The sequence below is a fragment of the Amycolatopsis sp. NPDC104863 genome (assembly GCF_055582965.1).
The window spans coordinates 1,363,292-1,389,627 of record NZ_JBVJOW010000002.1 but is presented as its reverse complement, the minus strand read 5'-3'; the positions used below and the strand labels follow the sequence as shown (position 1 = coordinate 1,389,627).

At 70.8% G+C, this 26,336-nt stretch carries 24 protein-coding genes; 13 read left to right on the top strand and 11 right to left on the bottom strand.

Features of this window, described 5'->3' with window-relative positions; translation table 11 throughout:
* Positions 1–71 precede the first annotated feature (71 nt).
* The 6 genes from ACZ63J_RS16350 (at position 72) to trmB (ending at position 4,985) form a co-directional block, all read left to right on the top strand.
* Positions 72–1,010 (top strand): ABC transporter ATP-binding protein, encoded by a 939-nt coding sequence (locus ACZ63J_RS16350; protein WP_465400032.1) that lies wholly within the window; start codon positions 72–74, stop codon positions 1,008–1,010.
* 17 nt (positions 1,011–1,027) lie between these two features.
* Complete coding sequence (locus ACZ63J_RS16345) at positions 1,028–1,771, top strand: hypothetical protein (RefSeq protein ID WP_465400033.1); 744 nt, start codon at positions 1,028–1,030, stop codon at positions 1,769–1,771.
* A 106-nt stretch (positions 1,772–1,877) separates the two neighbouring features.
* Positions 1,878–2,795, top strand: a complete 918-nt coding sequence (locus ACZ63J_RS16340) for an ATP-binding cassette domain-containing protein (RefSeq protein ID WP_465400034.1) — start codon at positions 1,878–1,880, stop codon at positions 2,793–2,795.
* 2 nt (positions 2,796–2,797) lie between these two features.
* Entirely contained in the window at positions 2,798–3,553 is a 756-nt protein-coding gene (locus ACZ63J_RS16335) for a hypothetical protein (RefSeq protein WP_465400336.1), read from the top strand.
* Positions 3,554–3,728: 175 nt separating this feature from the next.
* Complete coding sequence (locus ACZ63J_RS16330; protein WP_465307040.1) at positions 3,729–4,280, top strand: hypothetical protein; 552 nt, start codon at positions 3,729–3,731, stop codon at positions 4,278–4,280.
* Between the two features lie 9 nt (positions 4,281–4,289).
* Positions 4,290–4,985, top strand: a complete 696-nt coding sequence (trmB, locus tag ACZ63J_RS16325; protein ID WP_465400035.1) for a tRNA (guanosine(46)-N7)-methyltransferase TrmB — start codon at positions 4,290–4,292, stop codon at positions 4,983–4,985.
* Positions 4,986–5,077: 92 nt separating this feature from the next.
* On the opposite strand, the gene ACZ63J_RS16320 is transcribed toward trmB, so the two are convergent.
* Complete coding sequence (locus tag ACZ63J_RS16320) at positions 5,078–7,327, bottom strand: FtsX-like permease family protein (RefSeq protein ID WP_465400036.1); 2,250 nt, start codon at positions 7,325–7,327, stop codon at positions 5,078–5,080.
* A complete protein-coding gene (locus ACZ63J_RS16315) occupies positions 7,324–8,025 on the bottom strand; it encodes an ABC transporter ATP-binding protein (protein ID WP_465306676.1) in 702 nt (233 codons plus the stop codon). The genes ACZ63J_RS16320 and ACZ63J_RS16315 overlap by 4 nt, the downstream gene beginning before the upstream one ends.
* Positions 8,026–8,198: 173 nt before the next feature.
* On the opposite strand from ACZ63J_RS16315, the gene ACZ63J_RS16310 reads away from it, so the two are divergent.
* From ACZ63J_RS16310 to ACZ63J_RS16300, 3 genes are read left to right on the top strand one after another with little or no spacing between them, the layout of a single operon-like run.
* The gene (locus ACZ63J_RS16310; RefSeq protein WP_465400037.1) at positions 8,199–9,998 is read left to right on the top strand and encodes a sensor histidine kinase; all 1,800 of its coding nucleotides are present in this window, start codon (positions 8,199–8,201) and stop codon (positions 9,996–9,998) included.
* A complete protein-coding gene (locus tag ACZ63J_RS16305) occupies positions 9,995–10,645 on the top strand; it encodes a response regulator (protein WP_465400038.1) in 651 nt (216 codons plus the stop codon). The genes ACZ63J_RS16310 and ACZ63J_RS16305 overlap by 4 nt, the downstream gene beginning before the upstream one ends.
* Before the next feature lie 23 nt (positions 10,646–10,668).
* Entirely contained in the window at positions 10,669–11,973 is a 1,305-nt protein-coding gene (locus ACZ63J_RS16300) for an amidohydrolase family protein (protein ID WP_465400039.1), read from the top strand.
* Here the strand turns inward: ACZ63J_RS16300 and ACZ63J_RS16295 are convergent.
* From ACZ63J_RS16295 to ACZ63J_RS16275, 5 genes are all read right to left on the bottom strand, one after another.
* Complete coding sequence (locus ACZ63J_RS16295; protein WP_465400040.1) at positions 11,970–12,647, bottom strand: SDR family oxidoreductase; 678 nt, start codon at positions 12,645–12,647, stop codon at positions 11,970–11,972. The two genes, ACZ63J_RS16300 and ACZ63J_RS16295, sit on opposite strands and share 4 nt — an antisense overlap.
* Positions 12,648–12,790: 143 nt before the next feature.
* Complete coding sequence (locus ACZ63J_RS16290) at positions 12,791–14,389, bottom strand: DUF7850 domain-containing protein (protein WP_465400041.1); 1,599 nt, start codon at positions 14,387–14,389, stop codon at positions 12,791–12,793.
* 87 nt (positions 14,390–14,476) lie between these two features.
* The gene (locus tag ACZ63J_RS16285; protein ID WP_465400042.1) at positions 14,477–16,555 is read right to left on the bottom strand and encodes a PhoX family protein; all 2,079 of its coding nucleotides are present in this window, start codon (positions 16,553–16,555) and stop codon (positions 14,477–14,479) included.
* 111 nt (positions 16,556–16,666) lie between these two features.
* Positions 16,667–17,884: an MFS transporter gene (locus ACZ63J_RS16280; protein WP_465400043.1), complete on the bottom strand. Its 1,218-nt coding sequence runs from the start codon at positions 17,882–17,884 to the stop codon at positions 16,667–16,669.
* Positions 17,874–18,332: a MarR family winged helix-turn-helix transcriptional regulator gene (locus ACZ63J_RS16275; protein ID WP_465400044.1), complete on the bottom strand. Its 459-nt coding sequence runs from the start codon at positions 18,330–18,332 to the stop codon at positions 17,874–17,876. Before ACZ63J_RS16275 ends, ACZ63J_RS16280 begins: the two co-directional genes overlap by 11 nt.
* Before the next feature lie 67 nt (positions 18,333–18,399).
* On the opposite strand from ACZ63J_RS16275, the gene ACZ63J_RS16270 reads away from it, so the two are divergent.
* Positions 18,400–19,038, top strand: coding sequence for an HAD family hydrolase (locus ACZ63J_RS16270; RefSeq protein WP_465333375.1), 639 nt, complete (start codon positions 18,400–18,402; stop codon positions 19,036–19,038).
* Here the strand turns inward: ACZ63J_RS16270 and ACZ63J_RS16265 are convergent.
* The 4 genes from ACZ63J_RS16265 to ACZ63J_RS16250 all read right to left on the bottom strand — a co-directional run bounded on the left by ACZ63J_RS16265 (position 19,004) and on the right by ACZ63J_RS16250 (position 22,176).
* Positions 19,004–19,756: a hypothetical protein gene (locus ACZ63J_RS16265; protein WP_465400045.1), complete on the bottom strand. Its 753-nt coding sequence runs from the start codon at positions 19,754–19,756 to the stop codon at positions 19,004–19,006. The two genes, ACZ63J_RS16270 and ACZ63J_RS16265, sit on opposite strands and share 35 nt — an antisense overlap.
* Positions 19,753–20,271, bottom strand: a complete 519-nt coding sequence (locus tag ACZ63J_RS16260; protein WP_465333372.1) for an RNA polymerase sigma factor — start codon at positions 20,269–20,271, stop codon at positions 19,753–19,755. The genes ACZ63J_RS16265 and ACZ63J_RS16260 overlap by 4 nt, the downstream gene beginning before the upstream one ends.
* Before the next feature lie 204 nt (positions 20,272–20,475).
* On the bottom strand, positions 20,476–21,558 hold the full coding sequence (locus ACZ63J_RS16255) for an inositol-3-phosphate synthase (RefSeq protein WP_465400046.1): 1,083 nt from the start codon (positions 21,556–21,558) through the stop codon (positions 20,476–20,478).
* A gap of 72 nt (positions 21,559–21,630) precedes the next feature.
* Positions 21,631–22,176, bottom strand: a complete 546-nt coding sequence (locus tag ACZ63J_RS16250; protein WP_465306650.1) for a PadR family transcriptional regulator — start codon at positions 22,174–22,176, stop codon at positions 21,631–21,633.
* 245 nt (positions 22,177–22,421) lie between these two features.
* Between ACZ63J_RS16250 and ACZ63J_RS16245 the strand changes: the two genes are divergently transcribed.
* The 3 genes from ACZ63J_RS16245 (at position 22,422) to ACZ63J_RS16235 (ending at position 26,213) form a co-directional block, all read left to right on the top strand.
* Positions 22,422–22,820: a DUF5318 domain-containing protein gene (locus ACZ63J_RS16245; protein WP_465333370.1), complete on the top strand. Its 399-nt coding sequence runs from the start codon at positions 22,422–22,424 to the stop codon at positions 22,818–22,820.
* A 334-nt stretch (positions 22,821–23,154) separates the two neighbouring features.
* Positions 23,155–25,623 carry a transglycosylase domain-containing protein gene (locus ACZ63J_RS16240; RefSeq protein ID WP_465400047.1) on the top strand — a complete coding sequence of 823 codons (2,469 nt, stop codon included), beginning with the start codon at positions 23,155–23,157 and terminating at the stop codon, positions 25,621–25,623.
* Between the two features lie 107 nt (positions 25,624–25,730).
* Positions 25,731–26,213, top strand: a complete 483-nt coding sequence (locus ACZ63J_RS16235; RefSeq protein ID WP_465400048.1) for a hypothetical protein — start codon at positions 25,731–25,733, stop codon at positions 26,211–26,213.
* The last annotated feature ends 123 nt before the right edge of the window (positions 26,214–26,336 follow it).

Genomic DNA, 26,336 nt, shown 5'->3' with positions numbered 1-26,336 from the left:
GGGTGACGCGCGAACGGCCGCCGACCCGCGACGATGTACTCGTCGTAAGCGAGGGGCGAAGAGGAGCAGCCATGATCGAGGCAACCGGCCTCACCAAAAGGTACGGAAAGACGCTGGCGGTGAACAACCTGTCGTTCTCCGTGGCCGCGGGCAAGGTCACCGGCTTCCTCGGCCCCAACGGGGCGGGCAAGTCCACCACCATGCGCATGGTCCTGGGCCTGGACAACCCGACCGGCGGGCAGGTCACCATCGGGGGCAAGAAGTACCACGATCTCAAGGAGCCGCTGCGCACCGTCGGCGCGCTGCTCGACGCGAAGTGGGTGCACCCCAACCGCTCGGCGCGCGCCCACCTGCAGTGGATGGCGAAGTCCAACCGCATTTCGAACGCCCGCGTCGACGAGGTGCTCGACACCGTCGGTCTGACGAGCGTCGCCGGCAAGCGGGCCGGCGGGTTCTCCCTCGGCATGTCGCAGCGGCTCGGCATCGCGGCCGCCCTGCTGGGCGACCCCGAGGTGCTGCTGTTCGACGAGCCGGTGAACGGCCTCGACCCCGAGGGCATCCTCTGGATCCGGAAGTTCATGCACCGCCTGGCCGACGAAGGCCGCACCGTTTTTGTCTCCTCGCACCTGCTTTCGGAGATGGCGCTCACCGCCAGCGACCTCGTGGTGATCGGCCGCGGGCAGCTGATCTCGCAGTCGTCCACGCAGGACTTCGTCTCGCGTGCGGCGGAGAACACCGTGAAGGTCCGCTCGCCGCAGCTGGCCGAGCTGCGGGACTTCCTGCAGCGGGCGAGCGCCGGGGTCGCCGACGACGGCGGCGCGCTCGTGGTGTCCGGAATGGACAGCGACAAGATCGGCGAGATCGCCGCGGCCAACCGGATCGTGCTGCACGAGCTGAGCCCGCAGACCGGCTCGCTGGAGCAGGCCTTCATGCAGATCACCGGCGACTCCGTCGAGTACCACACCGGGCTCGACGCCGAGGCGCAGCACGTGCTCGAGTCCGCCAAGTAAACGGGGAAACCAAGATCATGAACCTGCTCGCGGTCGAACGCATCAAGCTGTTCAGCACCCGCTCGCCGTGGTGGTGCGCGCTCATCACCCTGGCCCTGACCATCGGCTTCGCGGCCATCATCTCCGGCGCGTCCGACACGCCGGTCACGGTGTCCGCCCTCCAGTTCGGCGGCACCCAGTTCGGCATCGCCGTCGTGATGGTGCTCGCCGCGCTCGCGGTGACCACCGAATACCGCTTCAACACCATCCGCACCACGTTCCAGGCCGTGCCGCACCGCTCGCCGGCGCTCGTCGCCAAGGCGGTCGTCGTCGCGCTGGTCGCGCTGGTCATCGGCGAGATCGCCGCGTTCGGCGCGCTCGGTCTCGGCATGCTGATGCGGCCGGACGACAACCTCGGCCTGCACAGCGCGCAGGACTGGATGAACGTCGCGGGCCTCGGCCCGGTGTTCGCCGTCAGCGCCGTGCTCGCCGTCGCACTCGGGATCCTGGTCCGGCACAGCGCCGGCGCCATCGCACTGCTGCTCATCTACTACTTGGCCGTGGAAGAGCTCGTGCAGCTGATCCCGAAGATCGGCTCCCACATCCACGAGTGGCTGCCGTTCAACGTCGCGAACAAGTTCTTGCGCGGCTCGGCGATCGTCGACGGCCCGGCGCCGTCGGACTCGCCGCTGAGCCCCGGCTGGGCGCTGGCGTACTTCGCCGGCATCGCGATCGTGTTCCTGCTCGTCGCGCTCGGGGTCGCGAAGAAGCGGGACGCGTAAAAGGGGGAACAAGGGGAAGGGAACGGGAATCCGGGCCGCGCTGTCGGGGGGCGGCCCGGATTCCCGTTTCGCAGTAGGCTCCCCGGGGACACCGACGGGGGAGCACATGATCGAAGCGACGGCACTGACCAAGCGGTACGGCGCCACCACCGCGGTGAACGACCTCACCTTCACCGCGCGCTCGGGGCGGGTCACCGGGTTCCTCGGCCCGAACGGCGCCGGCAAGTCCACGACCATGCGGCTGGTCCTCGGCCTCGACTCGCCCGACGCGGGCCGGGTGCTGGTCGACGGCGTCGCCTACCGGCAGCTGAAAGATCCACTCAGGACGGTCGGTGCGATGCTGGACGCCACCTGGCGCCACCCCGGCCGCAGCGGGCGTGAGCACCTGCGCTGGCTGGCCGCGACCAACGGCATCCCGGACAAGCGGGTCGACGAGGTGCTCGCGCTGGTCGGGCTGACGAGCGTCGCGAAGACCCGCGTCCTGCAATACTCCCTGGGCATGCAGCAGCGGCTGGGCATCGCCGCCGCGATGCTGGGCGACCCGCATGTGCTGCTGTTCGACGAGCCGGTCAACGGGCTCGACCCCGAGGGCATGGCCTGGATCCGGCAGCTGCTGCACGCGCTGGCCGCCGAAGGCCGGACGGTGTTCGTCTCCAGCCACCTGCTGCCCGAGATGGCGCAGACCGCGCAGGACCTGGTGGTGATCGGCCGCGGCCGGCTGATCTACCAGGGCACGATGGAGGAGTTCGTCGACCGCACGAGTGAGCACGGGGTGCGCGTCCGGACCCCGCACGCCGACGAGCTGCGGGCCGCCCTCACCGGGCAGGCCCGGTTCACCGAGGCGGACGGCGCCTTCGTGGTGTCCGGCCTCGACAGCGACCGGATCGGGCAGCTCGCCTTCGACGCCGGCGCGACCCTGCACGAGCTGAGCCCGATCGCCGGCTCGCTCGAGCAGGCCTACCTCGATCTCACCCGTGAAGCCGTCGAGTTCCCGGCGGCGGCTCCCTCGGAGGTCGCGAAATGAGCATGACCACGAACCTCCTGCGCGCCGAGCGCATCAAGCTCTTCAGCACCCGCGCGCCGTGGTGGTGCCTGGCCATCGCGCTCGTCGCGCCGCTCGGCTTCACGGCGTTGTTCTTCGCGCTGGCCGGGCCCGAGATCCCGGCGACCGTCGGCAACACCCAGCTCGCCAGCGGCAACGGCCGGACCGTGCTGCTGGTGTTCGCCGTGCTCGCGACGGCGTCGGAGTTCAACTGGGGCACGATGCGGCTGACGTTCCAGGCCGTGCCGAGCCGGGTGCCGGCGCTGGTGGCGAAGGCCGTGGTGATCAGCGCGGTCGCCGCCGTGCTCGGGCTGGTCGTCGGCTTCGGCTCGTGGGGCCTGGCGACGCTCGTGCAGCCGGACGCCGACCTGGCGCTGCACTCGGGCGCGGACTGGCGCTCGGTCGTCGGGCAGGGCCTGGTCTTCCTGGTGACCGCCGTCGCCGGGGTCGGGGTCGCCCTGCTGCTGCGCAGTGTCGCCTTCGGGCTGACGGTGGTGCTCGTCTGGACCCAGGTGCTCGAAGGGGTGATCGTGTTCATCCCGGGCGCCGGCAAGCACATCTTCCAGTGGATGCCGTTCCACGCGGCCGACGAGTTCGTCGGGGCGAGCGGGTTCACCGGCGGCGCGTTCCAGCTGCCGCCGGCGCCGCTCGGGCCGTGGGGCTACCTCGGTTACTTCGCGGCGATCAGCGTTGCACTCTTCGTGGCCGGAGTGCTCGTCACGGCCCAGCGCGACGCCTGAGCGTGACCGCCGTCGCAGTACCGCAAAAAATCACGTTAAGAGAAGATGAAGAGGCTGTGGCTTCTCTCACAGGCACCGGACATAATGCTATGACCAGGCAATATTCGTAAGAGAGCGAACCGGAACCGTCTAGCTCCCCTGGAGGTGATCCTTGACGGTGGACACCGGTCAAGAACTGGGCAGCACCATTCCCCGAGCCCGCGTCGAAGACGCCGCACCCCGGCTCGAACCGATGTTGGACCTCGAATGGTCGCGGGCGATCGAGCTCCCGCAGGCCGCCATGACCGCGGGCTCGCCCGCCGAGCTCCGCCGGGCGTGGGTGCACCGCGCGCCCGAAGACAGCGTCCTGGCCCTGTTCCGCGCCTCGGCGGGGATGGCGGGACCGATCCCCGCGCCGTGGTGGCTGCGCGCCATCGCGGACGGCAAGCTCGATTCCCGCGAACAGGGTTTCCGCGTCGAAGACCGCATCGCACAACTGCTCGGCCGGCGGCCGGGCTGGGAATTCGTGCCGTGGGCCGCGGACGGGGAATCCGGTTACTGGGAGTTCATGCCGTCCGAGCGCGGGAAATCGGGACACGCGATTCCCACCACGGTGATGAACACCGACCGGCACCCGGGCTGGATCGACGTCCTGCCCGCGCACAGCGGGCCGACGCCGGACCCGATCCCGATCGCCGGGCTGGCGGGGCTGCGGTCTCGTCTCGGGGAGCTCGAAGCCGTTCGTTAACCTCGGTGGGTGGAAAACGAAGACCAAACCCGGCTGCGCAGCGTCGTCAGTTACGTGAAACGCGGCGGCCGGATGACCGTCGGGCAGCAACGCGCGTGGGACGAGCTGTGGCCGGAAATGGGCCGCACCGTCGGCGAGCTGCCCGGCGGGAAGCTGGACTTCGCCGCGTGGTTCGGCCGCGAGGCGCCGGTGCTGGTCGAGATCGGCTCCGGCATGGGCGAGACGACGTCGCAGCTCGCCGCCGCCGCGCCGGAGCTGAACTACGTCGCCGTCGAGGTCTACGACCCCGGCCTCGGCCAGCTGATGCTGCGCGCCGAAAAGCTGGGCGTCGAGAACCTGCGGCTGCTGCACGGTGACGCCGTCATCCTGCTGACCGAACACGTCGAACCCGGGTCGCTGCACGGCGTCCGGCTGTTCTTCCCGGACCCGTGGCCGAAGAAGAAGCACCACAAGCGGCGGATCGTGTCGCCGTCGTTCGCCGCGCTCGTGGCGTCGCGGCTCGCGCCCGGCGGCACCTTCCACATGGCGACCGACTGGGAGAACTACGCCGAGCAGATGCTCGAGGTCTGCTCCGCGGAACCCGCGCTGAAGAACCGGTACGACGGCTGGGCGCCGCGGCCGGAGTGGCGGCCGGTGACCAAGTTCGAGCAGCGCGCGGACGTCGAAGGCCGCGTCTCGCACGACCTGATCTTCGAGAAACGCTGAAGGGGACCTCTCCCCGGATCCCCGCGGAGAAAGGTCCCCTTCAGCTCACTACCCCCGGTGCTCGCCCCTCCCCCGACAGAGGGGCGAACGTCCTATTCGTCGGCCAGCGGCTCGGCCTGGACCCGCTTGAGGGCGGGTGTGCAGACCGACGCGCCGAGCAGGGCCACCCCGACCCCGAGCACCACCGGCGCCAGGAGCCACGGGCTGAGCACGATGCCCCGCTCGTCGACCATGCTGTAGAGCCCAACACCGACGAGCACCCCGACGATTCCCGCGCCGATCGTGGCGACCAGCGCGGGCAGCGCGGCCTCCATCCGCAGCGCCCGCGAGAGCACCCGCACCGGCGTGCCCGCCGCCATCAGCGCCCCGAACGTCCGGCGGCGGTCCATCACCGAGCCCGCGGTCGCGACCGCGGCGCTGCAGCCGGCCAGGACCCCGGCCGCGATCAGCCCGATCACCGTCACCCGGCGCAGGTCGCCGAGCTCGGTCTGCTGGTTGAACAGGTACTGGTCGCGGCTGCCGACCTCCTCGCCGGCGGCCGGCCCGGCCAGCGCCGTCCGGACGATCTCGCGGTTCGCGTCGGTCGTCGGCGCGACCACCGTGACGAACTTGGGCACCAGGCCGTCCGGCATCGCGGCCGGGTCGATGATCGACGTGCTCGAGAGGTCGGAGTCCGGCAGGTGGATGGCTTCCGCCCGCGTCCCCGACTTGACCGCGACCGCCGGCCCTTCCCAGTTGCCGGCGATCTTGTACTGCGCCAGGTCGAGCGCCGAGTCGCCGAAGACGGCCGGACCGCCGGTGCAGTTCTCCGCGCCGAGCCCGAACCGGGTCAGCTTGACCGCGTCCGCGCAGCTCATCACCAGCGCGCGGTGGCCGGTGCGCTGCGAGCCCTCACCCTGGACCAGGTAGACCTCGCCGACCGCGACCGCCTTGTCGGGCTGGCCGTACTTCTGCAGCGACGCGTTGGCCTGGTCGACGATCTTGCTCGCGTGCTGGCCGTCGGTGTCGACGTAGAGCACGGAGTCCTGGAAGGACCGGCCCCCGCCGGCCATCGACTCGAACGTCGGCAGCAGTGTCAGCGCCATCGACCCGGCGAACACCGCGAGCACGATCCCGGCGGACGCCCGGTAGGCGCCCTTCGGGTCGTCACGCAGGCGGCGGCCGGCGAGCAGCGAGGACGGGCGGCGCCAGATCCGGACGAACGTGCCGCCGACCGCCGAGGTCACCCACGGCCCGACGATCGCGGCCGACCCGACCAGCAGGAACAGCCCGGCCATGACCATCGTGATGCCGCCGGTGTCCTTCGCCGTCGTCACCGCGACGAGGAAGAACAGCCCGGCCGCGGGCAGCGCGAGCAGGCGCCACCAGCGCAACGGCTTCTTCGTGTGGCCGCCGGTCGCGAACAGCGGGTTCTTCAGCACCCGCCGCAGGCCGAGGACGCCGGCCAGCACCACGAGGATCGGGATCGCCAGGACGATGAACACCGTCAGGCCCACCGGGAGCGCGAAGTCGGCCGCGAGCCAGGTGCCGCCGGCCCACGGCACGAACGACGCGAGGCCGTGCAGCGCGGGGCTCAGCACCAGCCCGAGCAGGGCGCCGATGCCCGCCGACAACGTCGTCTCGGCGGCCACCATGTTCGTGACCTGCCCCGGGGTCGCGCCGGCCAGCCGGATCGCGGCGAGCCGCCGTTCACGACGGGCCGCGGTCAGCCGGGCCGACGACGCGACCAGCACCAGGCTCGGCACCAGCAGCACGATGATCCCGACCCAGGACAGCAGCATGAGCAGGCCGTCCGGGCGGGCCTCGCCCTTCGGGAAGCCCGCGACCTGCGACGAGGACTCCGGCATCTGGTCCGGGGTGTGCCCGGTCAGCGCGACGAGCTGCTCGGGGAACCGCAGGCCGTCGTCGCCGAGCGCGCCGACGGGCTTGCCGAACCGGTCGCCGAGCTGGTCGGCCGGGTGGCCCTGCAGCAGGCGGCCGAGCGCGGGCGACACGACGGTCTCACCCGGGCCGGGCAGCTGCGGCACGCCGGCCGGCAGCTCGAGCCCCGCCGTGGTGGCGCCGGGCGCCAGTGCGACGTCGACGCGGATGATCTGCTGCCCGTCGAAGTAGTCCTTCGAGGCGGAATACAGCAGTTTCGCCGGGCCGTCGGAGTTGCGGCTGTAGAACTGGTCGCCCTGCCAGAGGGCACGCTGTTCGCGGTTTTGGGTGGCGAACGGCAGTGTCGCCAGCAGCAGCACCAGCCCGGTCGCGACGGCCACCCCGACCGCGGTGAGGATCGCCGACGTCCGGGTCCGGCGGTCGACCCTCAGCACCCGCAGGGCGATCTGGAGCGAGTTCATGCCGCGAGCCTCGTGGCGATCAGGCCGTCCCGGATGGCGACGGTCTTCGGCATCGACTCGGCGAGCTCGCGGTCGTGGGTCACGACGAGCACCGCGGCGCCGGTCTCGTGGGCCGCGCCGAGCAGGGCGTCCATCGTGTCGCGGCCGGTGCGCGTGTCGAGCGCGCCGGTCGGCTCGTCGGCGAAGATCACCTTCGGCCGGTGGGTCAGCGCCCGCGCGATCGCGACGCGCTGGGCCTCCCCGCCGGACAGCTCACCGGGGCGGCGGCGCTCCTTGCCGGCCAGGCCGAGGCGCGAGAGCCAGACGCGGCCGGCGTCGATGGCCTCCTTGCGGCCGAGCCCGGCCAGCAGCGACGGCAGCGCGACGTTCTCTTCGGCCGTCAGCTCCGCGACGAGCATCCCCGACTGGAAGACGAAGCCGAACTCGGTGCGGCGCAGCTCGCTGCGCTTCTTCTCACCGAGGTGGTCGACCCGCTGACCGGCCAGGAAGATCTGGCCGTCGTCGGCGCGCAGGATGCCGGCCAGCACGTGCAGCAGCGACGTCTTGCCCGAGCCGGACGGCCCGACGATGGCGACGGCGTCGCCCGGCTGGATGTCGATGTCGATGCCGGCCAGCGCGTACTGCGCGCCGTAGCGCTTCACGAGGCCGCGGCCGGACAGCACCGGCCCGTTCGTCCACTGTGGAGTGTTCGGGTCCACGAGGTTCTCCCCTGTCGGTCGGGATCTTGTGGAGCTGAGCTTCGCCGACGGCGGGGGGTGTCCACTTCGGGCAGACGGCCAGTGCCGCGGGGTGCCGCATCGGCCGATCGGCCGAGGGAGCGCGAGCCACTCGGCCAAGGTGCGAACCGCGGCGGATCCTCTAACGTCACGTTGTGACCGCCGCGCCCCCGCCGAACTCGCTCTACACACGCGCCGCCAACCTGGTGCGGCGCATCGGCGTGCCCTCGGCCGTCCTGTACGCCGCGCTGCTGTTCGACATCGTGTACACGACGCAGGCCGCGCTCGACGACAGCGGCCCGCGCCTGGTCGACTTCGGGCTGCTGCCCGGCATCTTCGCGATGGCGGCGTGCGGGCTGTGGGCCCAGAAGCGGGCCGCGGTCGCCGGCGCGGCCGGCTCGGCCGTGCTCGTGTTCTCCACCCTGGCCATCCACGCGTTCGACATCCCCGCGTACTCGAGCGTGCTGCCGAAGGTGACCATCACCGAGGTCGTCGCCGGGGTGCTGATGGTCTACCACGTGTCCCGCCGGGCCCGGGCCGGCGTGGCGTTCTGCGTGGTCAGCGCCCTGGTCGTCGGGTGTCTCGTCGCGGTGTTCGGCCGCTACAACGCGGTCAGCGGCATCGGCTCGAGCTCGGTGGTCCAGGCGATGCTGTTCGGGCTCCTGCTCGTCGTCGGCGCGGTGCTGCCGGCCGTGCTGAACCGGGACCACGGCCCGAAGGCCGACCCGCGGGCGCGCAAGCTCCACCGGGTCAACCAGCTGGCGCTGGGGCAGTGGCCGCTGATCGGCCTGCTCGGCTTCGCGCTCATCTTCGAGTTCGGCTACACCTACTCCAACACCGCCCGCGGCTTCCCGATCCTGTTCTGCTCGCTCGCCGCGGCCGTCGTCGCGGTGCTCTCGCCCCGGCGGCCGGCGGACGCGGTCCTCGGCCTCGCCGGGATCCTGCTGCTGTCGGCGGTCATCACGCCGTTCCTGGAGCTGCGCAGCTCCTACCCGATGCCGGGCGGGATGCCGTTCGTGCAGGTCATCGCCGGGATGGGCGTGGTGGTCAACCTGACCCGCGCCCGCGGGCTGAGCCACTCGTGGCCCCGGGTCGCCGTGCTCTCCGGGGTGGTCGCGCTCGCGGCGATCGTCAACTCGAACCAGCCCATCCGCCGGCTGCAGACCGATCCGCAGACTCTCTCGGTCCTGGCCTTCGCCGCGGCGCTGCTGCTCGGCATCTCGATCGCCGTCGGCCTGATGCTGCGGTCGCGGGACTCCGAGCGGACCACCGTCGTCCAGTCCGCGGTGAGCGAGGCGCAGACCGCCGAGCGGATGGCGCTGGCCCGCGAGCTGCACGACGTCGTCGCCCACCACGTCACCGGGATCGTGGTGCAGGCGCAGGCGGCGCGGCTGATGGCCGCGAAGAACCCGCAGGTCGCGGTCGAGGCGATGGGCCGGATCGAGAACGCGGGGGTCGAGGCCCTCGCGGCGATGCGGCGGCTGGTCCGGTCGATGCGCGGCGACGCGCCGGCGGGGTCGACCGGGATCAGCGAGCAGGCGACCACCGACCTCGGCGCCGACCTGCGGAAGCTGGTCGAGGGCGCCAACCACGGCGTGCCGACGTCGATGCACCTCGACCTGCCGCCGGACCTGCCGCACGAGGTCGGCCGCTCGGCGCTGCGGCTGGTGCAGGAGTCGCTGACGAACGTCGGCAAGCACGCCGCCGACGCGACCGACGCCGTGGTCCTCGCCGAAGTGAGCGGCGAAGAGCTGCACCTGCGGGTGACGGACAACGGACGCGAGACGGCACGCCGTCCGGCCGGCGGATCGGGCGGTTACGGTCTGGTCGGCATGCGCGAACGCGTCGCGCTGCTCAAGGGCCGGCTCTCGGCCGGGCGCGGCCCGGACGGCGGCTGGCGCGTCGAAGCCTGGCTGCCGCTGGCCGCCACGGAAGAAGCGGAAGGGAACGAGTGATCCGGGTACTGATCGCCGACGACCAGGAGATGGTGCGGATGGGGTTCCGCATGATCCTGGAGTCCCACGACGACATCGAGGTGGTCGCCGACGTCGCGGACGGCGTCTCGGCGGTCTCGAAGGCCCGTGAGCTGCGCCCGGACGTCTGCCTGCTCGACATCCGCATGCCCGGCCTCGACGGCCTGGAGGTCACCCGGCAGCTGGCCGGGCCGGACGTCGCCGACCCGCTGAAGGTCGTTGTCGTCACCACCTTCGACCTCGACGAATACGTGCACACGGCGTTGCGCAACGGCGCGTCCGGCTTCCTGCTGAAGGACGCCGGCCCGGCGCTGCTGATCGAGGCGGTGCGCGCGGCCGACCGCGGTGACGCGCTGGTGTCGCCGCAGATCACCGTCCGGCTGCTCAAGCACTTCGACGGCAGCTCGGTGAAGTCGCGGGCGAAGCCGCCGTCCGAGCCGCTGACCGCGCGGGAGATGGACGTCGTGAAGGCGGTCGCGCGCGGGCTGACGAACACCGAGATCGGCGCCGAGCTGTTCATGTCGCTGTCCACGGTGAAGACCCACCTGGCCTCGGTGCAGGGCAAGATCAACGCGCGGAACCGGGTGGAGACCGCGGCGTGGGCGTGGCGGAGTGGAGTCGTCTCGTAATCGAGGGTGCGTAGTATCCAGAGATGCCACACCGTTTCCACGCCCCTGTTGTTCTCCCCGCCGACCCGTCCTGTTCGCTCCTTCGTGACGCAGTCGTCGATGTGGACGCCGATGGGCGCATCTCCTACTGCGGACCGGCGGCCACCGCCCCCGAGTCCGCCGCACCGGTCACCACCCTGACCGGCATCCTGCTCCCCGGTCTGGTCAACACGCACGCGCACAGCCCGATGACGCTGCTGCGCGGCATGGGCGGCGACCTGCCGCTGTTGCCCTGGCTCAACGAGATCATCTGGCCCGCCGAAGCGAAGCTGCGGCCCGAAGACGTCCGCACCGGCATGCTGCTGGGCTCGGTCGAGATGCTGCGCCACGGCGTCACGACCAGCGCCGAGATGTACTTCGAAGGCGAGCAGCTGGTCGACGCGGTGCTCACGACGGGCGGCCGTGTGCTGGTCGCGCCGCCGGTGATGCAGCTGCCCGGCCTCGACTGGCAGGCCCAGCTGACCGCGATCGAGCGCTGGATCGACACCGACGGCCTGCGCTTCGGCCACGGCGACCGCGTCGAGCTCGGCTACGGCCCGCACTCGGCGTACATGCTCTCCGAAGAGGGCCTGCGCGCGACGGCGGAGTCGGCGGCGGCGCGGGGCGCGCTGGTGCAGATCCACGTCGCCGAGGCGGCGCTCGAGGACACGGTCGTCCGCGAGGCGCACGGCTCGGTGCCGGCGCTGCTACAGAAGCTCGGCATGCTGGACGGCCGGGTGCTCGCCGCGCACGCGATCCACCTGTCGGACGCCGACATCGCGCTGTTCGCGGCCCACGGCGTCGGCATGGCGCACTGCCCGGGTTCGAACGCGAAGCTGGCTTCGGGCATCGCGCGGATCGCGGACCTCCGCGCGGCGGGTGTCGCGGTCGGCCTCGGCACCGACGGCCCGGCGTCCAACGACGACATCGACCTCTGGGAAGAGCTGCAGCTCTCGGCGATGTTCGCCCGCCTGGCCACGGGCGACTCGACGATCCTGAAGGCGGCCGACGCCTTCCTGCTGGCCACCCGCGGTGGCGCGGCGGCGCTCGGCCGCGACGACATCGGTGCGCTGGAGCCCGGCCGCTGGGCCGACCTGGTCCACATCGACCTCGACGACCCGGCGTTCGCGTGCGGCCTCGACGTCCCCGACGTCCAGCTGCTGTCGAACCTCGTCTGGGCGGCGGGCTCGCGCCGGGTGCGGGACGTGTGGGTCGCGGGTGAGCAGGTGGTCGCCCACGGCGAGTCGACGAAGGTGGACCGAGCGAAGGTCCAGGCCGGCGTGGCCGAGACCGCCGCGCGGCTGCGTTAGTTCGGCTTCAGCATCAGCTCGGTCAGGTGGGCGTCCGGGGTGGCGGACACCGCTGTCACCACCGCGGTCGCCACCGAGTCCGCCTTCAGCAGGTGCGTGGTGTCGTACTCGCGGCCCTCGCCCTTGAAGATCTCCTGCTGCATCTCGGTGTCCGTGCGGCCGGGGTAGACGGAGGTCACGCGGATCCCGGGCTCCTCCTCCCGCAGCGCGTCGGCAAAGGCCCGGACGGCGAACTTGCTGGCGGCATAGGGCGACCACCCCGGCCGCGCGTTGCGGCCGGCGCCGGAGTTGATCACGACGACGTGCCCGCGCGCGGCCCGGAGGGCGGGCAGCAGCAGCCGGGTCAGCTCGACGACGGCCAGGGTGTTGACCTCGAAGTTGTCCCGCCAGGCCGCGGCGTCGAGGTCCGCGATCCGGCCGAGCTTCGCGACGCCCGCCGAGTGGACCAGGACGTCGAGCGCGGTGATGTCCGCGGTCGCCTGGGCGAGGGAAGCCGGATCGGTGAGGTCGACGGGCCACGGCTTCGCGCCCGGAAGCTCCTTCGCGAGGGCGGCGAGGGCATCCGCGTCCCGGCCGCCGAGGAGGAGCCGGTGGGTCGGTGCCAGCTGGTGCGCGACCGCCGCGCCGATGCCGCGGGAAGCGCCGGTGACGAGGGCGAGGGGGAGATCCGTCATGCCCTCCACCGTAGTGGCCGGGAGGTGGCGGGCCCGGCGATGCCGAGGGTGGTCCCCGGCGCGGCTGCGGGCTGCCCCGCCTTACGCGGCGGCGAGCCGGCGTGCGGCCCCCACCTACGCCGGGCTCGCAGCGCGGCTCGTCCCTACGCGGGTGCGAACCCGGCGTCGACCGTGGTGTCCTCGCGGTGGCCCGGGCCGAGCTGCCGCGGTTCCGCACAGCCCGTCGCCGGGTCCGCGTCCGAGTCCTTCGTGTCGTCGCCGGCGTCCTTCGTGGTCGGCTTGTGCCCTTCCGCCGTGAAGCAGACCTGGTAGCTGCCGTCCTCGAGCCCGGTGAACGCGTACGCGCCGTCCGGGCCGGTGACCACGCTTGTGCCGTTGGCCAGCGTTGCCTTCACTCCGGCCAGGCCCGGCTCACCCGCGTCCTGCAGGCCGTTGGCGTTCGTGTCGGTCCAGGCGAAGTCGCCGATGCGGTTGGTCGGCGGGGCCAGGCCGAGGTCGACCGTGAAGTCCTCGCGCGCCGGGCCGCCGAGGGTGCGGGGCGCCGTGCAGCCGTCCGGGTCGGCGTCGGAGTCGCGGTCGTCGGCGGCCGCGTCCTTGCGGGTCACCGTGAAGTCCGCCGGGACGGCGAAACACACCTGATAGGTGCCGTCCTTCAGCTTCTCGAAGCCGTACTTGCCGTTGCCGTCGGTGGTCGCCGTCCCGACCGTGCCGCCCGCGCCGTCCTTCAGCGTCACCTTGACCCCCGCGACGCCGGGCTCGCCCGGGTCCTGGATGCCGTCGCGGTTGCGGTCGTTCCACACGAAGTCGCCGATCTTCGCGATCGCGGGCGGCGGCACGACGGTGATCGTCGCCGACGCCGTCTTGTCGCCCAGCGTGCCGCCCGGGTACTTCACCCCGGTCACCTTCGCCGTGTTGACGTGGCCGGTGTCGGCCACCGTCAGGTTCGGGTGATCGCAGGTCAGCTGCTTGTTCGCGCCCGCGGCCAGCGGGAACGGCTCGAACGGCGTCGCGCACCACGGGTCCTGCACCGTGATCCCGGTCAGGTCCTGCGTGCCCTCGTTCGTCACGGTGACGCGGTAGTGCGCGGTCTCGCCCGCGGTGACCGTCGCGAACGAGCCCCATGCGCCGGTGGCCGGGTTCTGCACTTCCTTCTTCACCGAGTACGCCGCCAGCCGCAGGTCGACGCAGTCCCAGCGCAGCCGTTCGGCGCTCGTCGTGGCGAAGAACTTCACGGCCGTCGCCTTCGCCGGCGCCGTCACCGCCGGAAAGTCCTGCTCGGCGAGGTGCCCGTCACCCGCGTTGTGGTCGGCGACCAGCTTGGTCTCCTGCACCTGCGCGCCGGTCGCGTCGAAGAACCGCAGGCCGGTGGCGGGCCCGGCGGCCGGCGCGTGGGAACCGGTCGACACGCTCAGCGTGTACACCCCGCCGGGCACGAACCGCTCGGTCTGGAAGGCGGTGCTCGCTTTGCCGTCCGGCGTCTGGATCACCGCCGAGCGCTGCCCGTCGACGGCGTACGCCTGCTCGGTCAGCAGCTTCGGCGCCTTCGCGGCCGGGGTCCCCGGCGGGACCGGCGCGGCCGGGCTGAAGACGTACCCGTCGGGCGCGCCGTTGCCCGCCACCTGCTCGACGCTCGGGTTCGCCGCGACGCCCCCGCAGGCCGGCGGCGGGTCCGCGGCGGCCGAGGGCACGACCGTCCCCGAGAGCGCCACCGTCACTGCCACCAAGCGCGCCGAACGGATCATGCCTCGACTATGACGCGGAGCCCGGGCCCGCACCGGCCGAGAACCGTCCACTTAAGAGTGAACCTCGGCCAGTCCGGGCCCGGTGCGTCAGCGCTCGCCGATGCGGCCGGGCAGCCCGAAGCGGCCCTTCTTCCACACCGAGACGATCGACGGCCGCGGCTGCGCGGTGCCGCCGTCCGGCCAGTGCGACGTCGGGTTCGCCGAGCTCGCCGCATTCTCACCCGGGTGCTGCACGGCGACGAGCACCACGTGGTCGGTGACGACCGGCCCGCAGGTCTCGGCGCCGACCGGCACCGAGAGGAACTGCTTGACGTGCCCGCGTTCCGGCCCGGTCACCGGGACCGAGAACAGGCCGTCGTTCGCGCCGAGCGCGTTGCCGTCGGTGGAGATCCACAGGTTGCCGTGGCGGTCGAAGGCGACGTTGTCCGGGCAGGAGATCGGGCTGACCTTGCTCTTGTCGAAGCCGCCGAAGTAGGTGTCGGCCGCCGCCGGGTCACCGCAGACGAGCAGCAGCCGCCAGGAGAACTTCGTCGACGCCGCGTCGCCGCGGGCCTCCTCCCACTCCAGGATCTGCCCGTTCTTGTTGGCCACGCGCGGGTTCACCTCGTCGACGCCGGCCTTGCCCGCCGCGCCGCGGTCGGTGTTGTTGGTCAGCGCCGCGTAGATCCGGCCGTTGACCGGGTTCGGCTCGATGTCCTCCGGCCGGTCCATCTTCGTCGCGGCGACCTTGTCGGCGGCCTGGCGCGTGAAGACGTAGACCTCTTCGGCCGTGAAACCGTCCACAAAGGACTTGTTGCCGGTCGCCAGCGGGATCCACTCGCCGGAGCCGTCGAACTCGTTGTCCGACGGGAGCTTGCCGGTGCCGTCGATCTCGGCGGCGGGGCTGTCACCGGTGAAGCGGGCGACGTACAGGGTGCCTTCGTCGAGCAGCGCCGAGTTGTGCCGACGCGCGTGCGCGCTCTTGCCGGGCTTGTACTTGCCCTTGGAGACGAACTTGTAGATGTACTCGAACCGCTCGTCGTCCCCGGAGTAGACGGCGACGTGGCCGTCGGCCGTGATCTTGACGTTCGCGGCCTCGTGCTTGAACCGGCCGAGCGCGGTGTGCTTGATCGGCGTGGACGTCGGGTCGTTCGGGTCGATCTCGACGACCCAGCCGAACCGGTTCGGCTCCTGCGGCTCCTGCGCGACGTCCCAGCGCTTGTCGAAGCGCTCCCACTTGCGGGTGCTGGCGCCGGTGCCGACGAGGTAGCGCTTGAGCCGCGCGGCCTGGACGGGATCGGTGACCTTGTCCGCGTTGGCGAAGTACTGGTGGAAGTTCTCCTCACCGGACAGCACGGTGCCCCACGGCGTCACACCGCCGGAACAGTTGTTCTGCGTGCCCCGGACCCTGCGCCCGGTCGGGTCGGCCGACGTCTTCAGGAACTTCGAGCCGGCGGCCGGGCCGCGCACCTCGAAGACCGTGTCGAGCGTGATGCGGCGCCCGTACCGGCTGGGCACGACCTCGAGGCCGCCGCGGATCGGGTCGCGGCGGGTCAGCAGCACCGAGAGGCCGTGCGCCGCCCAGGCGATCTTGACCTGCTCTTCGGTGGGGTTGGCCGGGTCGTACTGGTCGGCCGGGAACAGGTGCACCTCGGTGGTGTACTCGTGGTTCACGACCAGCAGGTTGCTCAGCCCCAGCGGGTCCTGCGGGATCAGGCCGACGAAGTCGTTGTTGTAACCGAACTGCTTGGCCTGCGCGGCCGCGGTCTGCTTGGTGAAGTCGAACTTCGGGGCGCCCGGGACGACCGGGTCGCCCCAGCGGACGACGACGCGCTGGGCGTACCCGTCGGGGATGCTGACCTGGTCGAGCTTGTTCGGCGGCACGGCGTCGAAGTCGGTGCCGGGGACCGGACGCGGCTTCGGGCCGTGGTCGTGGCCGTGCGGGGCGGGCGCGGCGGCCGCGGTGCCGGACAGCGCGGCGAACCCGCCCGCGGCGGCGGCCATCACGGCGCCCGCCTTGAAGACCCGGCGGCGGGAGATGTCCTTGACGACGTCGCCGAAGTATTCGTTCCCGGACTCGTTGGGTTCGGGGTGGGCACAGGCGTTGCCGCAGCGGTATTCGCAGGTGATCGGCGAGCGGCCGCCCGGGTGGGCGGCGGGGTACAGCGGGAGCAGGCGGTCGGGCACAGCGCCTCCATGGTGGGAGTTCGGGAACGAACCGAACCTAAGCGCCCAAAAACAGCCAAGCCAGACATTCAGGTGAACGGTAGGTGTACCGCTCACCCGAATGGCCGTGGCTCAGAACTCTTCGCCGACGAGCACCGCCTCCTGCGGCACCGAGTGCGGGTCCGCCTTGCGCTCCCTCAGCGAGAGCAGTGCACCCGCGATCACGCACAGTACGGCCGAGGCGACAAACGGCGCCTGCGGCGAACCGAACCACTCGGCGACGTGCCCGACGAGCGTCGCGGCGACGGCGCCACCGAGCCAGCGGCAGAAGTTGTACCCCGCGCTGGCGACCGGGCGCGGCGCGTCGCTGATCGACATCGCGGTGCCGGTGAACAGCGTGTTCAGCAGGCCGGACACGAGCCCGGAGACGATGATCCCGGCGACCAGCACCGGCTTGCTCGGCACGGCCAGGACCAGCATCAGCACGGCGTACCCGAAGACGGCGGCCGCGGCGGCGTGCCGCTCACCGAGCTTGGCGGCCAGCCGCGGCGCGAGGGCAACGCCGGCGACCGCGACGCACAGGCCCCAGCCGCAGAAGATCAGCCCGACGGCGATGGCGTTCCAGCCGAGCACGAACGGCGACCAGGCCAGCACCGCGAAGAACGCGGCGGTGTACAGCGCGGACGCGACCGAGGTGCGCAGCAGACCGGTGTGCTTCAGCGCGCGCAGCGGGTCGAGCAGCTTGATCGGGTCACGCTTTTCGTGCTTGTCGCTCTTGAGGAAGACCGCGCACAGCACGAGCGCGCCGGCCATGAGGACGGCGGTGCCGAGGAACGGGCCGCGCCACGAGATCGAGCCGAGCAGCGCGCCCAGCAGCGGGCCGACCGACAGGCCGACCCCCAGCGCGGCCTCGTACAGCAGGATCGCGCCGGACTGGCCGCCGGTCGCGGCACCGACGATCACCGAAAGCGCCGTCGCGATGAAGAACGCGTTGCCGAGGCCCCAGACCGCGCGCAGCCCGACGAGCTGCTCGATCGACCCGGCGGCCGAACACAGCGCCGTCGCCACGACGATCAGCGACAGCCCGACGAGCACCGTCCGCTTCGGCCCGAACTTCGCGCTCGCCGCGCCGGTGACCAGCATCGCGACGACCTGGACCCCGAGGTAGGACGAGAAGAGCAGTGTGACCTGCGACGGCGTCGCGTCCAGGCCCTTGGCGATGGAGAGCAGGATCGGGTCGACCAGGCCGATCCCCATGAAGGCGATGACCGCGGCGAACGCGGTGATCCACACCTGCTTGGGCTGGCCCTTGACGGCGTCCAGCAGGCTCGAGTGGTGTTCAGCGCTCATCGCTGATCAGTTCCTCCTTCTTGGTGTCGACAAGTAGCTTGGCGAGAGCCGGAAGGGCGGCTTCGATCGCTGCGCGGTCGGCGTCGTCCATCGCGATCAGGCGCTCGCGAAGGAACTCTTCGCGGGCGGCGACCATCTCGGCGTAGAAGCGACGACCCTCGTCGGTGACGTCCACGAGCACCGCCCGCCGATCGGCGGGGTCCGGCGTGCGGGTGGCCAGGCCGAGGCGTTCGAGCCGGCCGACGACGTCGGTCATCGACGGCAGCTTGACCCGCTCGAACTCCGCCAGCGCGCTCATCCGCCGCGGCCCGCCGTTGACCAGCTCGCTCAGCACCGAGCCCTGGGTGAGGGTCAGCGTCAGCTGCGGGGTCTGGCGGCGGACCTGGTGGTACAGCCGGAAGACCAGCGGCCGCAGCCGGTGCGCGAGATCGGCGATCGGGGAAGTCACTTAGCCAGGCTAACAAATTTTAGTAAGGGTAGCTAAGTAAGTCGGCTCACAGGCTAGGCTCGAGGTCATGGACGCGGTGATCTTCGACCTCGACGGCGTGCTGGTGGATTCGGAGCGGATCTGGGACGAGGTGCGCCGCGCGGTCGTAGCCGAACACGGCGGCACGTGGCTTCCGGAAGCGACCCGGGCGCAGCAGGGGATGAGCACCCCGGAATGGGCCCGCTACCTGGTGGAGGAGCTGGGCGCCCAGCTGTCCCCACCGGAGATCGCGACGCTCGTGGTCAAGCGCATGGCGGCCCGGTACGCCGAGGAGCCGCCCCTGATCCCAGGTGCGGTCGAGGTGGTGCGGCAGGTGTCGGCACGCTGGCCGGTGGCGATCGCCAGCTCGTCGCCGGTGATCCTGATCAAGGGGTTCCTGGACGTGACGGGGTTGCCGGTGGGCGCGGCGGTGTCGTCGGAGCAGGTCGGGGCGGGGAAGCCGGCGCCGGATGTCTATCTGCGGGCGGCCGAGCTGCTGGGCGTGGCGCCCTCGGACTGCGCGGCCGTCGAGGACACGACCAACGGGCTGAAGTCGGCGCTGGCCGCGGGGATGGCTGTTTATGCCGTGCCGAACCCGCACTTTCCGCCGGATCCCGAGGTGCTGAAGCAGGCCACGGCGGTGGTGGAGAAGATCACCGCGTTGCCGGATGCGTTAGGGGCGAGCTGAGCGGGCCGTAGATGACCTTGTAGCGGACCGGATCGACCCCGGGGGTCACATCGGCCAGGAAGACCATGGTCTGCATGACCCGCTGCCCCAGGGACCGCCCCTGGCTCAGGTCACCTCGCTGGTCGAAGAGCAGCACGCTGCGGACCGTGGCATCGAGGAAGTAGACGGCCTTGCCCGCCGGCAGCGGACCGCCGGCATGGCCGACGTATCCGGCGCGCACCGGCTCGTCCGCCATCGCCTGGGTCGGGGTGCACTGCGGCGACTCGGTGCCGTACTGCGGGGTGCCGGCCTCGAACTTCAGGCCCGACGGCACCGCCGCGACGCAGATCACGCCCGCCCCCGTGCCGGCCACGCTCGCCTGGAAGGCGACGGAGGTCCACTTGTCGGTCTGGCCGGCGAACTCGGTGAGCTCGACCACGTCGGTCACGTGCGAGAAATCCACGTTCTCGCGGGTGAAGCCGGCCAGGTTCAGGTCGACGATCTGGTTCGCGGGCTGGACCGGCGCCGGGGCGTTGTTCACCCGGGTGACCAGCAAGACACTCGTCAGCACCACCAGGACCGCGGCCAGCGGGGCGCCCCACACCGCGACCCGGCGGCTTCGGCGCTGTGGTCTCCGCTGCCTTCGCATCTGCTCGGCCCACGCCGCGTCGAGGTTGGGCGTGACCTCCTCCGCCTGTCCTCGCAGCGTCTCGGCCAGTTTGCGTTCGAGGTCGGTCATCGCTCACCTCCCAGGTCGTCCCCCAAGTGTTTGCGCAGGTTCTCCATCGCGTGGTGCGTGGTCGCCTTCACGGTGCCCGGTGAGATGCCGAGCGTCTCCGCGATGCCCGTGGTGCTCAGGTCCAGCCAGTACCTCAGCACGAGCACCTCGCGCTGGCGCCTCGACAGCTTCTCCAGCACCGCGCGCAGCTGCTGGTGCTCCCAGTTGGCCACGGCTCTGACCTCGGCGGACAGCTCGTCCGGCGGCCGGTCCTGCGGGGTCCGCCGCACCACCTTCAGGTGCCGGGTGCGCGACCGTGACATGTTGACCACGGTCGTGCGCAGGTAGCCGGCCACCCGCGTGTGGTCGGTGAGCGAGTCCCACCGCTGGTGGAGCTTGACGAAGGCTTCCTGCGCGACGTTCTCCGCGTCGTCCGCGCCGAGCAGGTGGGCCAGCCTGGTCATCTGGGCGAAGTACTCCTGGAACAGGTCGTGGAAGGTCGGCGCGCCCAGGTCCCCCGGCACGCTCTCGTCCACGCTCGCACTCACACCCCGCCAACGCGCACCCCGCCCCACCGGTTTACCCATCCGGCCAAAAAGTAGGCCGCCCCCCGCATGACACGTAACCTCCACTCCCAAGCCATCGGCCGTGACTGTGGTCGGATGGGTAAAGATCTACTCAGTGTGCACCACGCGAAGAAGGCCGCCACCAGCGGTGACGGCCTTCTCGGCTGGGAAGGATCAGAGCTCGCCGCGGATGAACTTCTCCACGGCGTCGCGGGCGGTCGCGTCGTCGTACTGCTCCGGCGGCGACTTCATGAAGTAGGAGGACGCCGACAGGATCGGGCCGCCGATGCCGCGGTCGAGGGCGATCTTCGCCGCACGCACGGCGTCGATGATGATGCCCGCCGAGTTCGGCGAGTCCCACACCTCGAGCTTGTACTCCAGGTTCAGCGGCACGTCGCCGAAGGCGCGGCCCTCGAGCCGGACGTAGGCCCACTTGCGGTCGTCGAGCCACTGGACGTAGTCCGACGGCCCGATGTGCACGTTGCCCTTGCCCAGGTCGCGGTCGACCTGCGAGGTGACGGACTGGGTCTTCGAGATCTTCTTCGACTCGAGCCGCTCCAGCTCCTTCATGTTCAGGAAGTCCATGTTCCCGCCCACGTTGAGCTGCATCGTCCGGTCGAGCTGGACGCCGCGGTCCTCGAACAGCTTCGCCAGGACGCGGTGCGTGATGGTGGCGCCGACCTGGGACTTGATGTCGTCGCCGACGATCGGGACACCGGCGTCGGTGAACTTCTGGGCCCACTCGGGGTCCGACGCGATGAACACCGGCAGCGCGTTGACGAACGCCACACCGGCGTCGATCGCGGCCTGGGCGTAGAACTTGTCGGCCACCTCGGAGCCCACCGGCAGGTACGACACGAGCACGTCGGCCTTCGCCTCGCGCAGCGCCGCGACGATGTCGACCGGGGTCTCGTCGGACTCCTCGATCGTCTCGCGGTAGAAGCGGCCGAGGCCGTCGTGGGTGTGGCCGCGCTGGACGGTGACGCCGAGCGGCGGCACGTCGACGATCTTGATCGTGTTGTTCTCGGAGGCGAAGATCGCTTCCGACAGGTCACGGCTGACCTTCTTGGCGTCCACGTCGAACGCGGCGACGAACTCGATGTCGCGGACGTGGTACCCGCCGAAGTCGACGTGCATCAGACCCGGGACCCGCGTGGCGGGATCCGCGTCGCGGTAGTACTGGACACCCTGGACCAGCGACGCCGCGCAGTTGCCGACGCCCACGATGGCCACCCGAACGCGGCGGTTCTCGCCCATGGGGGTTTCTCCTTCAATCCGTGTCTGTTCAGTAGGTCTGGTGCCGCGACGCTGCGGCCCGCACCGCCCGGCTCAGGTCTCGGGACCCCGCCGTTCGGCTTCTTCGTGCGCGATCAGCTCGTTGAGCCAGCGCACCTCCCGCTCGCTGGTCTCCAGCCCGAGCCGGTGCAGCTCGCGGGTGTAGCGATCGATCTTCTGCTCGGCCCTGGCCAGCGCCGCCCGCAGACCTTCACGCCGCTCCTCGACGCGCCGGCGGCGGCCTTCGAGGATCCGCATCCGGACGTCGGCCGGGGTCCGCGAGAAGAAGGCCAGGTGAACGCCGAAGCCTTCGTCGTCCCAGGTCTGCGGCCCGGCGTCGCCGAGCAGCTCACCGAAGCGCTCCTTGCCCTCCGCGGTGAGCTTGTAGACCCGGCGTCCGCGCCGCGACCACGCCCGGTCGTCGGCTTCGTCGAGCTCTTCGACCAGGTACCCGGCCCGCAGCAGCCGCCGCAGGGTCGGGTACAGCGAGCCGTACGAGAACGTCCGGAACGTGCCGAGCGTCTCGTTCAGCCGCTTGCGCAGCACATACCCGTGCATGGGCGCTTCGTGCAGAAGACCGAGGATCGCGAACTCCAGCACACCGCACCCCCTTCCGGGAACAAACCGTGGCGACCGGCGTTGCTCCGAATGATCGCCTCGATCCAACCTACTCAGCCACTATATCGCGCCGATACATCGAAGTGGCGAAGCCAACAGGCCTGCTCACTCTGGAGTGGGGGAAATTCACCGGAGAGTTATCGAACGTCCGGCGTGTCCGCTCCGGGCGGGGGCCCGGCCGCGCTAGGGGGCGTGGACGACACAGGAAGAGCCCGTACTCTGTCCTGGTGATTAACCAGCGGCAGGTCGTGGACTACGCGCTGCAGCGCCGTGCGCTGCTGGCCGAAGTCCGCTCCGGACGCGTCGGCAGCTACGAAGCCTGCGACGCGAGTCCGTACCTGCTGCGGGCGGCGAAGTTCCACGGCCGGGCCGGTGACGTGCCCTGCCCGATCTGCCGCCAGGAGCCGCTGACCCTGGTGTCCTGGGTCTACGGTGACGAACTCAAGCACGTCGCGGGCTCGGCGAGGACCCCCGAAGAGCTGGCCAGGATGGCCGGCCGGTTCGCCGAGTTCACCGTGTACGACGTCGAAGTGTGCCGAGCGTGTCACTGGAACCACCTGGTCCGGTCGTACGTCCTCGGCACGGGGGAGCCGGCCGACGGTCCACGAAGGACCGCAGGCCGGTGAGCTGGATCACAACCGCTGAAGAGCGCAGAACGGCGCACTACCGGGCGCCGGTCTGGGAGGCCCATTCGTGAACGACGATCGCAACCGCTCCTGGCCCGGCCAGGAGCCAGATGCACCTCGCCGTGCCCAGTCAGGCCCGTGGCCGGGGGAAGACCCCGGACCCGCCTGGCCCGGCGAAGAAGCCCCCCGCCGGCCCCAGCGCGGCACGCCGCCCCGGGGGAACCCGCGCGGCGCCGCGCCCGAGTGGCCCTCCGGCGACGAAGGCGGGCCCCAGTGGCCGGCCGGGGACGAGCAGCCACCACGGCGACCGCAGCGACCCCGCCAGCAGCAGGGCATGCCGCCGCGCCGGGCCGTCCCCCCGGGCGGGCAGCGCCCGGCGCAGGGTCCGCCCGCCTCGCCGCCGCAGGGGTTCCGCCAGCAGACCGGACGCCGGCCCGTGCCGCCGCCGGGCCGCGAGCCGGACCTGATCACCCACCACGCGCACAACGGCACCGACGACTTCGGGCGTGACCCGTACGACGACGGTTACGAAGACGCCGCGTTCAACGAGTACGCCGACGACGTCGAGCCCCAGGAGGAGCTCGACGAAAAGGGCAAGAAGATCCTCACGCCGGCGCAGAAGAAGAAGCGCCGGTGGAAGATCGTCCGCCGCGTGGCGTACGCGTGCGTCGGGCTGTTCTTCGTGGTCCCCGCGATCGCGTTCGTCATCACGTACTTCCTGGTCGACGTGCCGACGCCGGAGAGCGTCAAGGCGCTGCAGAGCCAGCCGATCACCTACTACGACGCGAACGGCCAGCTGATCGGCCGCGAGACGCCGCCGACCGGCGACCACCAGCTGCTGAAGCCGGGCGAGGTGCCGGAGGTCGTCAAGCACGCCGTGTACTCGGCGGAGGACGCGACGTTCGAGACGAACTCGGGCTTCGACGTCACCGGCATCCTGCGCGCGGTCGTCGCCCAGGTGACCGGCGGCCAGGGCGGTGGTTCGACCATCTCCCAGCAGTACATCAAGCAGGCGACGCAGAACGACCAGCAGACGCTGACCCGCAAGTGGACCGAGCTGGCGAAGTCGTTCAAGATGAACAACCAGGAGTCCAAGGAAGAGATCATCACTTCCTACCTGAACATCGTCTTCTTCGGCCGCGGCGCGTACGGCATCGGTGCGGCGTCGAAGGCGTACTTCAACAAGGACGTCAAGGACCTCAACGCGTCCGAAGCCTCGCTGCTGGCCGGCCTGATCCAGGGCCCCGGCCGGTCCGAGAACGAGGCGTACGCCCAGAAGCGCTGGGCGTACGTGATGGACCAGATGGTCGCCAACAAGTGGCTCCGCGCGGACGAGCGGGCGACCTTCCAGTTCCCGACCCCGATCGCCAAGAACTCCAACAAGGAGAAGGACTCGGGGAAGATGACCTACCAGCTCCAGCAGCGGATCAAGGACGAGCTGGAGGCGAAGGGCTACGACGAGGGCAAGCTGTTCTCCTCCGGCGCGAAGATCTACACCACGATCGACCCGGCGGCGCAGGCCGCGGCGGAACAGGCCACCCAAGAGGGCATGAAGGGCCAGACCGACGAGAACCTGCTGAACGCGCTGGTCGCGGTCGACCCGAAGACCGGCGGCGTGCTCGCCTACTACGGCGGGCCGGAGCTGGTGAAGGACCCCCAGGGCAAGGACGCGATCGGCCAGGACCGCGCCAACCAGGCGCGGAACCCGGGTTCGTCGGTGAAGGCGTTCGACCTCACGGCGTTCCTCAAAATGGGCAAGGGCCTCGGCGAGACGTTCGACGGCTCGAACAACCGGGTGCTCGGCGGCCGCGTCGTCCGGAACGCGGGGGACAGCGCCACCTGCGGCAAGGAGTGCACCGTCGCGAAGGCGATGGAGATCTCGACGAACACCGTGTTCTACGACATGGTCCTGAACGTGACGAAGCCGTCGCGGGTCGCGGAAGCGGCCAAGGAGGCCGGGGTCAAGGTCGCGCCGAACGGCAAGAGCGTCCTCTACACCGACGACAACAACATCTCGCTCGGTGGTGGTGGCACGGCGGTGACGCCGGAGGACATGGCCGCGGCGTACGGGTCGTTCGCCAACGGCGGCACCTACCACGAGCAGCACTTCGTCTCGAAGCTGACGAACGGCCAGGACGAGGTGGAGTTCGACGAGAACAACTTCAAGACCAACCCGGCCTTCGACGACGACGCGGCGAAGAGCCAGCAGATCGCGGGCAACGTCACCGAGGCGCTGAAGCCGGTCATCTCGCACTCGAACCTGAAGTGCCCGACCGGCCACGAGTGCGCGGGCAAGACCGGTACGCAGCAGTACACGGCGAAGGACAGCGACCCTGCCTCATACAAGGACCGCAACGCGCAGACCTGGATGGTGGGCTATACCCCGTCCGTGTCGGCCGCGGTCTGGGTCGGCGGTGACGGCAACAAGCCGCTGCACGACCCGAAGGGCAAGCCGATCTTCGGTGCCACCGTCGCCGGTCCGACGTGGCAGAACTTCATGAACCTCTACCTCAAGGGCAAACCGGCGGAGAAGTTCGACAAGGTCCAGGCGATCGGCAAGGACGTCAACGAGGTGACGACCACGCAGTCGAAGCCTTCGGAAACGCCGAGCGTCACCACGACGCCGACCACGCCGGAGTCGTCCGAGAGCACCGAGCCGACGAACACCGACACGAACACGGAGACGAAGCCGGGCCGGCCGACGCGGCCCGGCCCGGGTGAGACCCCGACGTTCCCGCTCGGCAACAACAACGGTGGCGGTGGTGGTGGGTTCGCCCAGCCACCGGGCTCCGGGCCCGGCTAGCACGTCCTCCTTCAGGGCCCTCCGCGAACGCGCGGAGGGCCCTGATCCGTTTCCGCGACGATCGGGACCGGGGCCTGGCAAGGACTGCGCATGTTCGGATGTGAGGAATGACCTCGATGGCGGGAGCGGTCAAGTCGCTGGAAGGCATGCGTCTGATCGAGATCAGGCGGATCGTGAACATGGCGGTCGTGGTGTTCCGGCCCGACGACGGGGTAGACCACACGATCCACGCGCAGTGCCCGTTCCGCGTCATGCACGGCGAGGTGATCCTGCTCGGTTCGCGGGACCTGAACTGGCCGCGTGATCGCGGCACCGATCGCGATGAGGCGTTCGAGAACGGCTCCACGAAGTACGACACGCAGGCGGAATTCCTGACGGCACAGTTCGCGGAAGGGGACTTCCGGGTGACCGGCACCGAATTCGGCCCCGGCGGTCTGCTGGTTGCCGAGGCCGCCAACGATGGGGATGCGATCCGGCTCGAGCTCTTCCCGGACTGCTCCGGGCCCTGGGTTTCCGAGCCGGCGCGAGAGACCATGGTCAGCAGGTACTTTCACACTGGCACTGACCATGTGACGGTTACCGCGCCATGATCGACGAGGCGCACGAACAGTCCTGTTCACCGCCGGTGTCGTGTGGTCCGCGCGGCCCCGGCTGGTCCTCGTCAAGTCCGCGGTCTTCCGGCAACCTTCCGGCGTCACGCGCGTCCTCTCCTG